A 13,494-nucleotide genomic window follows, 5' to 3' on the forward strand; every position below is an offset into this window, starting at 1 on the left:
TGGATGTATTTCCTCGCCAGGCGCCGAAGCCGGCGGCCGGCGGAGCGGAAGGGCGGTCCGTCACAGCCGACGGGGCGGCGTCGCAACGACCTGAAGCGCTGAAGTCTTTAGCCCGGGTGGCCGATCTCTGTCACCCGGTCGGCAAAGCGTGGGCGATGACTTCGTGCCGACCTTGGTTTCCGTGAAGTGGCGGCCGCCGAACGCATGGGAGCGGCGGTGGTTGCGGATTAAATCCGCGACCTGTTCCCGGTTGCAGTCACCATTCTGTGATTCCGACGCGGGCGCGGAACCTTGGCGGCGAAAGCACCGTTAGGGGGCGTCAACTCTGGGTTTGCCTTCAGCAGAATCGGCGAGGGGATGCCGCAAATCTTCTCGAAAAACGCCAATGGCGTTGCGCGCTTTGTCATCTGGGGAAGTTGTGCGGTTCTGTTGATCGCAGCCGCGATCGGGACAATCCTTCCCCGTTCGGACCTGGTAACGGGAGTAGGTGAGCCATTGGCGCAGCCGGTGCCGTTCAGTCATAAGCACCATGTCGGCCAGCTCGGCATCGACTGCCGCTATTGTCACAATGGCGTCGAGACCTCGTCTTCGGCGGGTTTGCCGGCGACCGAGGTCTGCATGACCTGCCATTCGCAGCTTTTCACCAATGCCGGCATGCTGGCGCCGGTGCGTGCAAGCCTGGCCGGCGGCAAGCCGATCGAATGGCAGCGCGTCAACGGCGTGCCGGATTTCGTCTTCTTCAATCATGCGATCCACATCAACAAAGGCGTCGCCTGCGAGACCTGCCATGGCGAGGTCGACCAGATGCCGCTGACGATGCGGGCGCGCACACTGAGCATGGAGTGGTGCCTCGGCTGTCATCGCAACCCGGAGCCGAATTTACGTCCCCTGCAGGACGTGTTCCTGATGCACTGGCAGCCGCCCGCGGACATCGCTGAGATCAGGCGGCAGCTGATCGGCATGCTCGACATCCATCCCGAGACGATGACGGATTGCTATGTCTGCCATCGCTGACCGGCCTGGTTCCGCCATCGACATCGAGGCTCTGCGCAAGCGGCTGGCGCATGGCGGTGAAATGTGGCGCAGCCTCGATGAGATCGCCGGCGCTGCCGATTTCCGCCGCTTCGTCGAGGCCGAGTTCCCGGCAATCGCGGAACGCCTGCCGGCAAAGCCGAACCGGCGCACGCTGCTGAAGCTGATGGGCGCCTCGCTGTCGCTTGCCGGGCTGGCCGCCTGCAGCAGGGCGGAAAACATCGTGCCCTATGTGCGCCAGCCGGAAATCCTGGTCCCCGGCAAGCCTGTCTACTATGCGACGACGCTGTCGAGTGACGGCTTCGGTATCGGCGCCATCGTCGAAAGCCATGAAGGGCGGCCGACCAAGATCGAAGGCAATCCCGACCATCCGGCCTCGCGCGGCGCCACCGACGCGGTGATGCAGGCAGCCGTGCTGACGCTGTTCGACCCGGACCGTTCACACACGCCGCTCAAGGATGGCCAGCCGGCATCGTACGGCGATTTCCTGAAGACAATGGCGGGGCTCGTTTCGCGATGGACGGCATCGCAAGGGCAGGGCGGGGCCTTGCTGGTTGAAGCGACCACCTCGCCGACGCTTGCGGCGCAGCTGGGTGCGCTGCGGACACGCTATCCGAGGCTGAAACTCTATCGCCATGATCCCTTGGCGATGCCGGCCGCGATGGAGGCGTCGCGAACCCTGTTCGGGTCGGCGCTGACGCCGGTCTACCGCTTCGATCGTGCCGAAACGATCGTCAGCCTCGACGCTGATTTCCTCGGCGAAGGACCGGGGCGGCACGCTTATGCGCGCGACTTTGCTGCGCGGCGACGTGTACGCGATCCGTCCGACCGGATGAGCCGGCTTTATGCGGTGGAGTCGACGCCGACAATCACCGGAGCCGCCGCCGATCACCGGCTTGCGATCAAGCCAAGCGACGTCGAAGCCGTGGCTGCCGGATTGAACGCGGCGTTGACCGGCCAAACCGGAGCTTCCGGCTCGCCGGCCGACCAGGCCTTGATGACGGTGCTGGTCGACGACCTGAAAGCTGCAGGCCGCAATGCGCTGGTCATTGCCGGAGCGCAGCAGAGCGCCTTCGTTCATGCGGTCGCGCTTGCCGCCAATGCGAAGCTTGGCGCGCTTGGCAACACGGTCGAGCTGACCGAGCCGCCGGATTCGCTGTCGGTCGACGGCGATCTCGGAGCGCTGCGCGAGGCAATCGGCGATGGGGCTGTGGACACCGTCGTGGCGCTGGGTGCAAACCCGCTGCACACCGGCCCGGCAAACCTCGATATGCGCAAGGCTTTTTCGGGACTGAATCTGCTGGTCCATCACGGCCTCTACCGCGACGAGACGGCGTTCCTGGCGCACTGGCATGTGCCCGCGGCGCACGAGCTCGAAAGCTGGAGCGACATCCGCGCCTATGACGGCAGCACCTCCCTGGTGCAGCCGCTGATCACGCCGCTTTACGACGGCAAGACCGCGCATCAGCTTCTTGCCGTGCTTGGCGGCGGGTTCGAGGCCGATCCGCTTTCGCTTATCCGGCAGCATTGGACGCAACTCGATGATGATGCCTGGAGAAAGGCTCTGCGCGACGGCGTCATGGCGGACAGCGCTGCCAAGCCGGTATCCGTCACAGTGTCGCCGGACCTGGCGGGACTGAAGCCGGCAGCAAAGGCAGGCAGCGGCATCGATGTCCGCTTCGTCGCGGATCCCTGGTTGCGCGACGGCCGCTTTGCCAACGCCTCATGGCTGCAGGAACTGCCGCGACCCTTGACGAAGATTGTGTGGGGCAACGCTGCGCTCGTCTCGCCCGCCACCGCCGAGCGGCTGAAGATCGGAAATGGCGAGGTCGTCAATATCGCCTCCAATGGGGCGGATGTCGATGCACCTGCCTGGATCGTCCCCGGCCACCCGGACGAGACGATAACGCTGTCCTTCGGCTTCGGGCGAAAGGTCGGTTCCGTTGCTGCGCTATCGCAAGGCTACGACGCCTTCCACTTGCGCCGTGGTTCGGAATGGTTCGCGGCCGGCGCGGCCATCGCGCCGCGCGGGAACAGCGTGCGGGTCATCACCACGCAGCATCACCAGGCGATGGAAGGCCGCGCCATCGTGCGCCACGCGTCTCTCGATGCATTCCGGCGGAATCCGGATTTCGTGCGCAAGAATGCGCCGCCGGTGCCAACGGAATCGCTCTATCCCGACTGGCCTTACGACGAGGAAGCCTGGGCGATGGCTATCGACCTCTCGGCCTGCATCGGCTGCATGGCCTGCGTCTCGGCCTGCCAGGCGGAGAACAACATCGCGCCGGTCGGCCCGGAGGAATGCGAGCGCGGCCGCGAAATGCACTGGCTGCGCGTCGATCGCTACTATGCCGGACCGCTCGATGCGCCCGACACTTTTTTCCAGCCGGTCCCTTGCATGCATTGCGAGAAGGCGCCTTGCGAAGTGGTGTGCCCGGTCAACGCCACCGTGCACACGCATGATGGGCTGAATGCGCAGGTCTATAACCGCTGCATCGGCACGCGCTACTGCTCGCAGAATTGCCCCTACAAGGTGCGGCGCTTCAACTTCCTCGATCATCAATCCTTCGACAAGGACGACGCAGGTCCGGAGCAGGGCGCCCATAACCCCAATGTCAGCATACGCTCGCGCGGTGTGATGGAGAAATGCACCTATTGCGTCCAGCGCATCAGCGCCAAGCGCATCCAGGCGCAGATCGAGAACCGCGACATCGCCGATGGCGAAGTGGTCACCGCCTGTCAGCAGGCCTGCCCGACCCAGGCCATCACCTTCGGCGACCGCAACAAGAAAGATGCAAAGGTCGTTCGCGAGAAAAGCGCGCCGCAGAATTACGCGCTGCTGGAGGAACTGAACACACGGCCGCGCACCACCTATCTCGGCAAGATCTCCAATCCGAACGGCAAGCTTGCCAAGCCGGGCGAGGCGACCGATGGCTGAAGCGAGCGCGAACAGCCCGGCTGTCCTGCGCGGCCGTCACGATTTTCCCGAGATCAGCGGACGCATCGGTTCGATTGTGCTCGGCGGCCGCCTGCCGCGGCATTTCTGGACAGCGTTCCTGCTCTGCTTCCTGCTTGTCCTGCTGCTGCTCTATTCGATCACTTATCTCATCGCGGTCGGCGTTGGCGGCCTCGGCATCAACATGCCGGTGGTCTGGGGCACGATGATCTCCAATTTCGTCTGGTGGATCGGCATCGGTCATGCCGGCACGCTGATCTCGGCGGTGCTGTTGCTGCTGCGCCAACCCTGGCGCGCCTCGATCAACCGCTTCGCCGAGGCCATGACGCTGTTTGCCGTCGCCATGGCCGGCCTGTTTCCCATCCTGCATCTTGGGCGGCCGTGGTTCTTCTACTGGCTGCTGCCGCTGCCCAATGTGCATATGCACTGGCCGCAGTGGCGCAGTCCGCTGGTCTGGGACTTCGCGGCGATTGCCACCTACGCGACCGTCTCGCTGCTGTTCTGGTATATGGGGCTGCTGCCCGACCTGGCGGTGCTGCGCGACCGCGCCAGGTCGAGACCGGCGCAGCTCTTCTACGGCATATTGGCGCTCGGCTGGCGCGGCTCGGCCTATCATTGGGCGCGCTACCAGGTTGTCTATTTCCTGCTCGCGGCGCTCGCCACGCCGCTGGTCGTTTCGGTTCATTCGATCGTTTCGCTCGACTTCACCTTCGCGATCACGCCGGGCTATCACTCGACGATCTTCCCGCCCTATTTCGTCGCCGGCGCGCTGCTCTCCGGCTTCGCCATGGTGCTCACCATTGCCATCCCCTTGCGGTGGGCCTTCTCGGTCAAGGACCTGATCACGCTCAGGCACATGGACAATGCCGCCAAGCTGATGATCGCCGCGGGCATGGTCGTCGCCTATGGCTATCTCTCGGAAGCATTCTTCGCCTGGTATTCGGGCGAGCCTTACGAACGCACCATGATGGCGCAGCGCGCGCTGGGTCCCTATGCGCCGCTGTTCTGGATAATGCTGAGCCTGAACTGCGGCGTGCTGCAATTGCTGTGGTTCAGACGCATCCGCCGCAACATGCCGCTGCTGTTCGCGATCGCCGTCGCCATCAATGTCGGCATGTGGATCGAGCGCTACATCATCGTCGTGACGGGGCCGAGCCGCGACTACCTGCCGTCTGCCTGGGGCGAGCAGTCGCTGGCCTGGCTCGATTTCGGCATCCTGTTCGGCTCGATCGGCACCTTCTTCGCGCTCGTCTTCCTGTTCATCCGTATCCTGCCGGCGATCACCATCTTCGAGGTCGAGGAACTGGCCGAAGAGGAGGGCAAGATCCGATGAGCCTCTACGGCCTCATGGCGGTGTTTGCCGGTCCCGAAGCGCTCATCGCGGCGGCGCGCGGCATGCGCGAGCGCGGCTATCGGCGCATGGATGCGTTCTCGCCGTTTCCGATGAAGGACCTGGAAGGGATATTGGAGATACCGAAGACGCGCCTGCCCTGGGCCGTGCTCGCCGGCGGCATTGCCGGCGCGGCTCTCGTTTATGCGCTGATCTGGTACTCTGTCGAAGTCGACTATCCCATCAATGTCGGCGGCCGGCCGCTGCATTCCTGGCCGCCTTTCGTCATCATCGCGTTCGAGGCCGGCATTCTCGGCGCCGCCTTTGCGGGCTTCTTGGGCGTGCTCGCGGCCAATGGGCTGCCCCGCTATCACCATCCGGTCTTCAACGCCGAGAGCTTCAGCTACGCGCGCGGCGGCAAGTTCTATCTGCTGATCGAAACGGCCGATCCCAAATACCGCAAGGGCGTGACCAGGGGCCAGCTGACACGGCTCGGCGCCGAGATGGTCGAGGAGGTCGAGGCGTGAACCGCCTCGGCCTCACGCTAATGTTGGGTGCGCTGGGCGTCGCCGGCTGCCGGCAGGATATGGAGGACCAGCCGCGCTACGATCCGCTGGAGGCCAGCAACCAGTTCCCCGACGGCATGTCGGCGCGGACACCGGTGACTGGCACCGTCGCGCGCGACGCCGATCTGACGCCGGTCCCGGACAAAATCCCCTATCCGATCACGATCGAGCTGCTGCAGCGCGGGCAGCAGCGTTTCGACATCTTCTGCTCGCCCTGTCACGGCCGCACCGGCGATGGTCACGGCATAATCGTCCAGCGCGGCTTTCCGGCGCCGCCGAGCTACCACCAGGAAGCCCTGCGCAAGGCCTCGGACCGGCACTTCTACGACGTCATCACCAACGGCTATGGCGCCATGTATTCCTACGCGGCGCGAGTGCCGCCGCAGGACCGCTGGGCGATCGTCGCCTATATCCGCGCGCTGCAATATTCGCGCGACGCTCCAGTCGCCGAACTTCCGCAAAGCATGCGCGCGCGCCTCGAAGCGGAGGCCTCGCCATGAGCCGCGTCGAACAAGGCTTTCTGTCGGCGGGCGCCCTAGGACTTGTCGTCTGCGGTCTGGGCGTATCGCTCGATGCCAAGGCGATGCTGAGCGCCTGGCTCTCCGCAATTCTCTTCGCGCTCAGCTTGCCGCTCGGCGCGCTGACCATACTGATGGTGCACGGGCTGACCGGCGGGCGCTGGGGAGAAGCGGTCCGCCAGCCGCTCCGCACCATGACGGCCCTGCTGCCGCTGGCGTTGGTTTCCCTCGTGCCCGTCCTGATAAGGCTCGACCTCGTCTTTCCGTGGGCCGGCGCCGACACAGCGAAACTGCAGGAGACTGTCCATGAAAAGCTTGTCTATCTCAACCTGCCGTTCTTCCTGCTGCGCTTTGCGGTTTGCGCGGCGATCTGGCTCGTCCTTACCTGGATAGTGCTCGGCACGACCGACGCCCCGGCCAATTCGAATGAACGCAACGGCAAGAAATTCGCCCTTGGCCTCGTTCTCCACGCGCTTTCCGTCAGCGTCTTTGCCATCGACTGGATGCTGTCGCTCGAGCCGGAATTCACCTCGACCATCTATGCGCTTTGCGAAGCCTCGGCCGAGGTGGTCGGGGCATTCGCCCTGGCGATCCTGGTGCTGGCGGCAAGGCGGGCAGTGGAAGTCATGCCCGGTGGCGAGGAAGACGTCGCGCTCAGCGAGGATCTTGCCAACATGCTGCTCGGCTTCCTGCTGACCTGGATCTATCTCATGTTCATGCAGTGGGTCGTCGTCTGGGGCGGCGACCTGCCCGACGAGATCCGCTGGTATGGCATGCGCTCCGCGGGCGGCTGGCTATATCTTCTTTGGCTGCTGATTGCCTTGCACGTCGCGGCTTTCGCAGGCCTGCTCAGCCGAAGGCTGAAGCGCAGCCATCGCGGCCTTGTCTGGCTCGCCGCTGTCGCTCTGGCCGGCCATTTCATCGACATCTTCTGGCGAGTCCGGCCACCGCTCTTTGCCGGCGGCCCGCTAGCATTGTGGCATGATGCGGCCGCCTGGATGGGATTGGGCGGGCTGTGGCTCGCGCTGTTCCTTTTCCTGCTCCGCCGGCCGGACAGGGTCGTCTGGTGGAAGCGGGAGGTCGCCCATGGCTAAGGCGAACCGTCATCCCGAGACGCGCGATGTCCAGCCGCGTGTGCTGCTCGCCTTCGGCGGCGGGCTGCTGCTGTTCATCGCTTTAGCTGCGATCGGCGTGAAGCTCATCTTCAACACCGCGCCGACCTGGCTGCCGCTTCCGACGGACACCATTCTGGAAGGCCCGGGCTTGCAGGCCGCGCCAAGGCAGGATCTGACCGCGTTCCGCGCCGAGGAGGATCGCCAGCTCAAGACGCTTGGCTGGGTCGATCGCAACGCCGGCATCGCGCGCATCCCGATCGACGACGCCATGTGGGCGGTGGTCAGCCACGGCCTGCCCGATTGGTCGCGACCGACGGCAGCGGCCACGGAGCCTGATTGCGCCCTGCTCACGGCGGCGGTTCCCCGTGCGCCGCAGGCCCAGAATTGCCAACAGCAGCGTGGGGCAGGGCGATGAGAAGCTTGTTGGCCGCGCTTTGTCTGTTCGTTGCCGGCACGGCCCTTGCCGCCGAGCGGCCGACATTCGATCCGAAGCCCGGCGCGCAGCTCAGCCTTGAGCGAGAATTGGTCGACGCAAGCGGCCGGAAGCTGACGCTTGGCGAGACGCTTGGCGGACGTCCGGCGCTTGTCATCTTCGGCTACGATAAATGCCCGAACCTTTGCGGCGTCACCCAGCAGGCCGTCGCGTCCGACCTGAAGAAGACATCGCTTCGCCCTGCAGATTATCGCGCGTTGTTCATCTCGATCGACCCCGATGAGACCTCCGCTGATGCCGCAGCGGCGCGGGATGACATTGCTTCCGCCGCCGGTCCCGCTGGCGCCTCCGCTTGGCGTTTCCTTACCGGCAGCGATGGCGCCGGTGCGGCGCTGGCCAACGAGGCCGGCATCACTTTCGACCGACGTAAGGGTATCGATCAGTTCGTTCATCCGATCGCGGTCATTGCGCTGACGCCTTCCGGCCGAATTTCGCAGGTATTGCCGGCCTTGACCTTCACGCCGCGCGATCTCCAGCTCGCGCTGGTCGAAGCATCAGCCAACAAGCTCGGGTCGATTGCCGATCATGTCTTCCTGTTCTGCGCGGGGTTCGACAGTTCGAAAGGCCAGTATACTCCCGTAGTCTGGGCGGCGCTGAAAGTGGCCAGCCTGGCAACGGTGCTCGGCCTGGGAGCAACAGTGCTCTGGCAAATGCGGGGGAGGGCAAGGTGAGCTTCGGCGTTCCCTTCTTCCCACAGGAAGCCTCGTCGGAAGCCGGCCATGTCGATGCGCTGTTTTACACGCTGCTCGTTTTCTCAGCCGTGCTCGGGCTGGCGCTCACCGGGCTGGTCGTCGGCTACGCGGTGAAATACCGCGTCGGGTCGCCGGCGGATCGCACGGGACAGCGTTCCCGTACCCTGTGGCTGGAAACAAGTTGGACCATCGCCAGCCTGATCATCGCCTTCATCTTCTTCGGCTGGGGCGCAGTGCTTTTCGTTCGCCGCGATCATCCGCCGGCGGACGCGCTCGAGATCACGGGGCTGGGTAAACAATGGATGTGGGAGTTCAGGCAACCCGGCGGCCAGCGCGAGATCAACGAGCTGCACGTTCCGGTCGGCAAACCGGTCGTCGTGTCGCTCGCCTCGCAGGACGTCATCCACTCCTTCTACGTGCCGGCGTTTCGCATCAAGCAGGACGCGGTGCCTGGACGCACGACGCATATCTGGTTCATTGCCACCGAGCCCGGCCGCTACCACCTGTTCTGCGCCCAATATTGCGGCACCCAGCATTCCGAAATGGGCGGCTGGGTGACCGTGATGGCGCCCGAGCAATATGCCGCCTGGCTGAACAGCCAGGGCGAAGGCGAGACGCTTGCCGCAGGCGGCGAGAAATTGTTTCGCGCGCTGGGCTGTTCCGGCTGCCACGGCGCGAGCAGCAAGGTGCGGGCGCCGTCCCTTGACGGCATCTTCGGCCGGCCGGTGGCGCTCGACAATCAGCAGACGGTCATCGCCGACGAGCGTTACCTGCGCGACTCCATCCTCAACCCGAAGAAAGAGATCGCCGCCGGCTACGAGCCGGTCATGCCGAGCTTCGACGGCCTCATCGACGAAGGCGAACTGCAGATGCTGCTTGCCTATCTGAAGTCGCTTTCGCTGCAACCAACCGCTGGAGCCAGGCCATGACCAACGCGGCGATGCCTGGCACTTATCTCGGAGAGGGGAGCGGACCTCGCGCGTGGCTGCTGACCACCGATCATAAACGCGTCGCGTGGCTCTATCTCATTTCGCTGACGGCCTTTTTCTTCCTCGGCGGCGCCATGGCCGTGCTGATGCGGATCGAGTTGGCGACGCCGGCCGGAGACCTCGTCTCCGACGATGTCTACAACCGGCTATTCTCGCTGCACGGCATCATCATGGTCTGGTTCTTCCTGGTGCCGTCGATCCCGGCGACCATGGGCAATTTCCTTTTGCCGCTGATGATCGGCGCGCGTGACCTCGCCTTCCCGCGGCTGAACCTTGCCAGCTGGTATGTCTTCATCTTCGGCAGCCTGTTCGCCTTGTTTGCGGTGGTGGCCGGCGGCGTCGACACTGGCTGGACTTTCTACACGCCGCTGTCGACGCTCTATGCCAATGGCTGGGTCTCGACTGCGGCCTTCGGCGTCTTCATCGTCGGCTTCTCGACGATCATGACCGGCATCAACTTCATCGTCAGCGTGCACACGCTGCGCGCGCCGGGGCTCACCTGGTTTCGCCTGCCGATCTTCGTCTGGACGCTCTACGCCACCAGCCTGGTCATGGTGCTGGCGACCCCGGTGCTTGCCGCCTCGCTGATCCTGATCGTGCTGGAGCGCGTCTTCGGCATCGGCATCTTCAATCCCGATCTCGGCGGCGATCCGCTGCTCTTCCAGCATCTCTTCTGGTTCTACTCGCACCCGGCCGTCTACATCATGATCCTGCCCGGCATGGGCGTGGTGTCGGAAGTGCTGCCCTGTTTCAGCCGCCGGCCGCTGTTCGGCTACAAGGCGGTGGCGATCTCGTCGATGGCGATCGCGGTCTTCGGCTTTCTGGTTTGGGGGCACCACATGTTCGTCAGCGGGCAGTCGGCCTATGCCGGCGTGGTGTTCTCGCTCCTGTCCTTCTGCGTCGCGATCCCGTCGGCGATCAAGGTTTTCAACTGGAGCCTGACGCTGCGCAAGGGCGAGATCAGCTTCGAGACACCGATGCTTTACGCGCTGTTCTTCCTGGCGCTGTTCACCTTCGGCGGGCTGGCGGGGCTGTTCCTTGCGGCGTTGGCGGTCGACGTGCATGTCCACGACACCTACTTCGTCATCGCGCATTTCCACTACATCATGGTCGGCGGCATGGTGACGGCCTACATGGCGGGCCTGCATTTCTGGTGGCCGAAATTGACCGGCCGCACGTATTCGGAAACCGCGGGGCGTATAGCGGCGACCGTCACTTTCGTCGGCTTCAATCTGACCTTCTTCCCGCAATATGTGCTGGGCTTCGACGGCATGCCCCGGCGCTATCATACCTATCCGCCGGAGTTCCAGTTCTGGAACGTGTTGTCCTCGGGCGGCGCGGTGGTGCTGGCGATCGGCTATCTGATGCCCTTGTTCTACCTCGGCTGGTCGCTGTTTCGCGGCGCCCGCGCGCCCGACAATCCGTGGAACGCCACGGGGCTCGAATGGCAGACGAGCTCGCCGCCACCGCCGCATAATTTCGAGACCATGCCGATCGTGACGCGACCCGCCTATGCCTACGACATGAAGGGGCTCGAGCACGAGCGCTTCAGCCCGCACCGGGAGGAAGCGGCGCGATGAGCGGCACCGAAAGCGTCGCTTTCGACACGCCCCAGCGCGAAAGGCGCGCCAACACGTTTGCGATGTGGGTGTTCATCGGCTCCGAGGCGATGCTGTTCGGCGCGATTTTCCTGGTCTTCCTCGTCGCGCATATCGATTTCGGCCCCGCCTTCGCGGCGGCTTCCAAGCATCTTTCGCTGCCGCTCGGCACCTTCAACACGGCCGTGCTGATCACCAGCAGCTTCACCATGGCGCTGGCGCATATGCTTGCGCTTCATAGACGTTGGCGCCCGACAATTTGGGCGATGGTCGCGACTGCGGCGCTGGGCGTATCCTTCCTGATCGTGAAGGGGATCGAATACGGCAAGGAGATCAGCGAAGGACTGGCACCGGTCCTGGACCTGCCGTTCCGCTATGCAGGACCAGATCCCGTGCACGCCCAGCTTTTCTTCGGCCTCTATTTCGCGATGACCTCGCTGCATGCGCTGCACCTGATCGGCGGCATCGTCGTCATCGCCGGCATGATCGCGCTTTGGCGACCCTCCAGCCCTGCCATCCGGTTGCGCCGGGTGGTTGCCGTCGGCCTCTACTGGCACTTCGTCGACGTCATCTGGGTGTTCCTGTTCCCCGTCCTTTACCTGATCAACCGATGAGCGAACTGCGCAAACTCACCTTCGGCTATCTCGGGCTGCTTGCGCTGCTGGCGCTGACGGTGGCTTCCTCCTTCCTCGATCTCGGCGGCTTCAATGTCGCCCTCAACCTGGCGATCGCGGCCGCCAAGGCGGTCCTGATCGCCCTGCTGTTCATGCATCTGACCGGCACCTTGCCGCTGCTCACCGTCGCGGCAGCCGGGCTTTGGCTCGTCATCCTTTTCGGGCTGACGCTGATCGGGCGATAGGAGAGCGGCATCAATCGCCAACGGGCACGCCGATTGGGACTGAGGTCCTGTCATCAAGGCGCAACAGGCCGAGCATTAACATGTGATCTTGCTCATAGTCTTCGGGCAGCATGATTGCGAATGAGGGACACGTCATTGGAGGTGAGCGATGCCCCTGTCCGCGGCGCTGAATGATGCCGACTTGGAATTCAAGTGCTTGGAATGTGACCATGCCTTCAAAAGAAAAGGGTCGTGGTTCAAGGTGATCTCGACCTTCAAATGTGAGGGCTGCGGAGCTGCGAACCGCATCGGGTATGCCGACAAATTGGCGTTGTTCGAAAAGCACTCAGCGGCGTTTGGCTGATCGCAAGCCGGACCGCGAAGGGCGGCTCGATAATTCGCCCGCTGGAGTGGCGTTGGTTGAACTGCCGCGCCTGGTCGACCTCCGGAGAAATCGGCCCGGTGTTGCGTATTCGCTGCTCAATAAGCGAGCGGCCCGGCACGAGAACGGGGGAGCCCACGGGCCGGGCCTGACCGGCGGGGGCACGGACTAGATACAGGGCGCCGGCTGATGTTGTTATAACAAATCTCGATGGAGCCTCCGCCGTGCGAATGAAGGACCGCTCTCAATAACACCGCCCCTGTATCCCGGCCAAGCAAAGTGCCATACGGATTGTCGCGACTTCCCTAGAGCGGCCCAGCCACGCTCAGCATTGCCGCTGACCCGGTTATTGCACATTGCATCGCGACGGCATCATAACGGTGCGAAAAATTGCAACTTGTCCCTCGCTTGAATGAAACATTTGTCGCCGATACCCCGTATGCAAAGTAAGCAGGGGGTGAAATATGCTGCATGAAGCCAACGGAGACTGCGCGCTAAAGCTGAGCGAAGACGAAGCGCGCCTTGCTGAGCGCTACCGCTTTCTTTGCGGCCAGCACGATGGGCTTTCCAGATGCGGCATAGCAGCCTGGGTCGGCGCGCTCGCGGGCGGTGTGTTTATCGTCTCGGCGATATTCTTTGGTGGCGGTGAACAGGGCGATCCTCTCTTCATATTCGGCATTGGCGTATGTTGTCTTCTTGCTGGCGGTCTCCTTTGGTTCCATGAGCGCCAAGCTGAGAAGCGTCGCTGGCAAGAGAAGAGGTCAATCGTCCATAAGTTTCGCAGCCGAGGACTCGGCATACAGCTGAACGGCCAAGTTCATCGTCTGTTCGGCTAGTGCGTTTCACCGTTTCACGGAAACGGCGAAACGCCCTATCTCGTTGTTTTTTACGCAATTCCGGACGGAAAACCGCTCACACTTTTCCTGGAATTGCTCTAGGTGTTGAATGGCTGATGCGCAGCAATGAGGATCTGCGTTCTGCACAG

General features: G+C 63.7%; 14 protein-coding genes. All 14 read left to right on the forward strand.

The window, feature by feature from the left end:
* Positions 1 to 507 precede the first annotated feature (507 nt).
* The 14 genes from CK219_RS20970 (at position 508) to CK219_RS31360 (ending at position 13,345) form a co-directional block, all read left to right on the forward strand.
* Positions 508 to 1,014 carry a cytochrome c3 family protein gene (locus CK219_RS20970; RefSeq protein ID WP_245340564.1) on the forward strand — a complete coding sequence of 169 codons (507 nt, stop codon included), beginning with the start codon at positions 508 to 510 and terminating at the stop codon, positions 1,012 to 1,014.
* A complete protein-coding gene (locus CK219_RS20975; RefSeq protein WP_095768645.1) occupies positions 998 to 3,970 on the forward strand; it encodes a TAT-variant-translocated molybdopterin oxidoreductase in 2,973 nt (990 codons plus the stop codon). The genes CK219_RS20970 and CK219_RS20975 overlap by 17 nt, the downstream gene beginning before the upstream one ends.
* A complete protein-coding gene (nrfD, locus tag CK219_RS20980) occupies positions 3,963 to 5,321 on the forward strand; it encodes an NrfD/PsrC family molybdoenzyme membrane anchor subunit (RefSeq protein ID WP_095768646.1) in 1,359 nt (452 codons plus the stop codon). Before CK219_RS20975 ends, nrfD begins: the two co-directional genes overlap by 8 nt.
* Positions 5,318 to 5,845, forward strand: a complete 528-nt coding sequence (locus CK219_RS20985) for a DUF3341 domain-containing protein (protein WP_095768647.1) — start codon at positions 5,318 to 5,320, stop codon at positions 5,843 to 5,845. Before nrfD ends, CK219_RS20985 begins: the two co-directional genes overlap by 4 nt.
* On the forward strand, positions 5,842 to 6,384 hold the full coding sequence (locus CK219_RS20990; protein ID WP_095768648.1) for a cytochrome c: 543 nt from the start codon (positions 5,842 to 5,844) through the stop codon (positions 6,382 to 6,384). Before CK219_RS20985 ends, CK219_RS20990 begins: the two co-directional genes overlap by 4 nt.
* Positions 6,381 to 7,496, forward strand: a complete 1,116-nt coding sequence (locus CK219_RS20995) for a hypothetical protein (protein ID WP_095768649.1) — start codon at positions 6,381 to 6,383, stop codon at positions 7,494 to 7,496. Before CK219_RS20990 ends, CK219_RS20995 begins: the two co-directional genes overlap by 4 nt.
* Entirely contained in the window at positions 7,489 to 7,932 is a 444-nt protein-coding gene (locus CK219_RS21000) for a hypothetical protein (protein WP_095768650.1), read from the forward strand. Before CK219_RS20995 ends, CK219_RS21000 begins: the two co-directional genes overlap by 8 nt.
* Positions 7,929 to 8,681: an SCO family protein gene (locus tag CK219_RS21005; RefSeq protein ID WP_095768651.1), complete on the forward strand. Its 753-nt coding sequence runs from the start codon at positions 7,929 to 7,931 to the stop codon at positions 8,679 to 8,681. The genes CK219_RS21000 and CK219_RS21005 overlap by 4 nt, the downstream gene beginning before the upstream one ends.
* Positions 8,678 to 9,631, forward strand: a complete 954-nt coding sequence (coxB, locus tag CK219_RS21010) for a cytochrome c oxidase subunit II (protein WP_095768652.1) — start codon at positions 8,678 to 8,680, stop codon at positions 9,629 to 9,631. The genes CK219_RS21005 and coxB overlap by 4 nt, the downstream gene beginning before the upstream one ends.
* Positions 9,628 to 11,271 (forward strand): cytochrome c oxidase subunit I, encoded by a 1,644-nt coding sequence (ctaD, locus tag CK219_RS21015; RefSeq protein WP_095768653.1) that lies wholly within the window; start codon positions 9,628 to 9,630, stop codon positions 11,269 to 11,271. Before coxB ends, ctaD begins: the two co-directional genes overlap by 4 nt.
* Positions 11,268 to 11,903: a cytochrome c oxidase subunit 3 gene (locus tag CK219_RS21020; protein WP_095768654.1), complete on the forward strand. Its 636-nt coding sequence runs from the start codon at positions 11,268 to 11,270 to the stop codon at positions 11,901 to 11,903. The genes ctaD and CK219_RS21020 overlap by 4 nt, the downstream gene beginning before the upstream one ends.
* Positions 11,900 to 12,148, forward strand: coding sequence for a cytochrome C oxidase subunit IV family protein (locus CK219_RS21025; protein ID WP_095768655.1), 249 nt, complete (start codon positions 11,900 to 11,902; stop codon positions 12,146 to 12,148). Before CK219_RS21020 ends, CK219_RS21025 begins: the two co-directional genes overlap by 4 nt.
* A gap of 148 nt (positions 12,149 to 12,296) precedes the next feature.
* The gene (locus CK219_RS21030) at positions 12,297 to 12,491 is read left to right on the forward strand and encodes a hypothetical protein (RefSeq protein WP_095768656.1); all 195 of its coding nucleotides are present in this window, start codon (positions 12,297 to 12,299) and stop codon (positions 12,489 to 12,491) included.
* A 482-nt stretch (positions 12,492 to 12,973) separates the two neighbouring features.
* Positions 12,974 to 13,345 carry a hypothetical protein gene (locus CK219_RS31360; RefSeq protein WP_141245393.1) on the forward strand — a complete coding sequence of 124 codons (372 nt, stop codon included), beginning with the start codon at positions 12,974 to 12,976 and terminating at the stop codon, positions 13,343 to 13,345.
* The last annotated feature ends 149 nt before the right edge of the window (positions 13,346 to 13,494 follow it).

Origin of the sequence: Mesorhizobium sp. WSM4313 (assembly GCF_002294725.1) — a bacterium.
Lineage (GTDB): Bacteria > Pseudomonadota > Alphaproteobacteria > Rhizobiales > Rhizobiaceae > Mesorhizobium.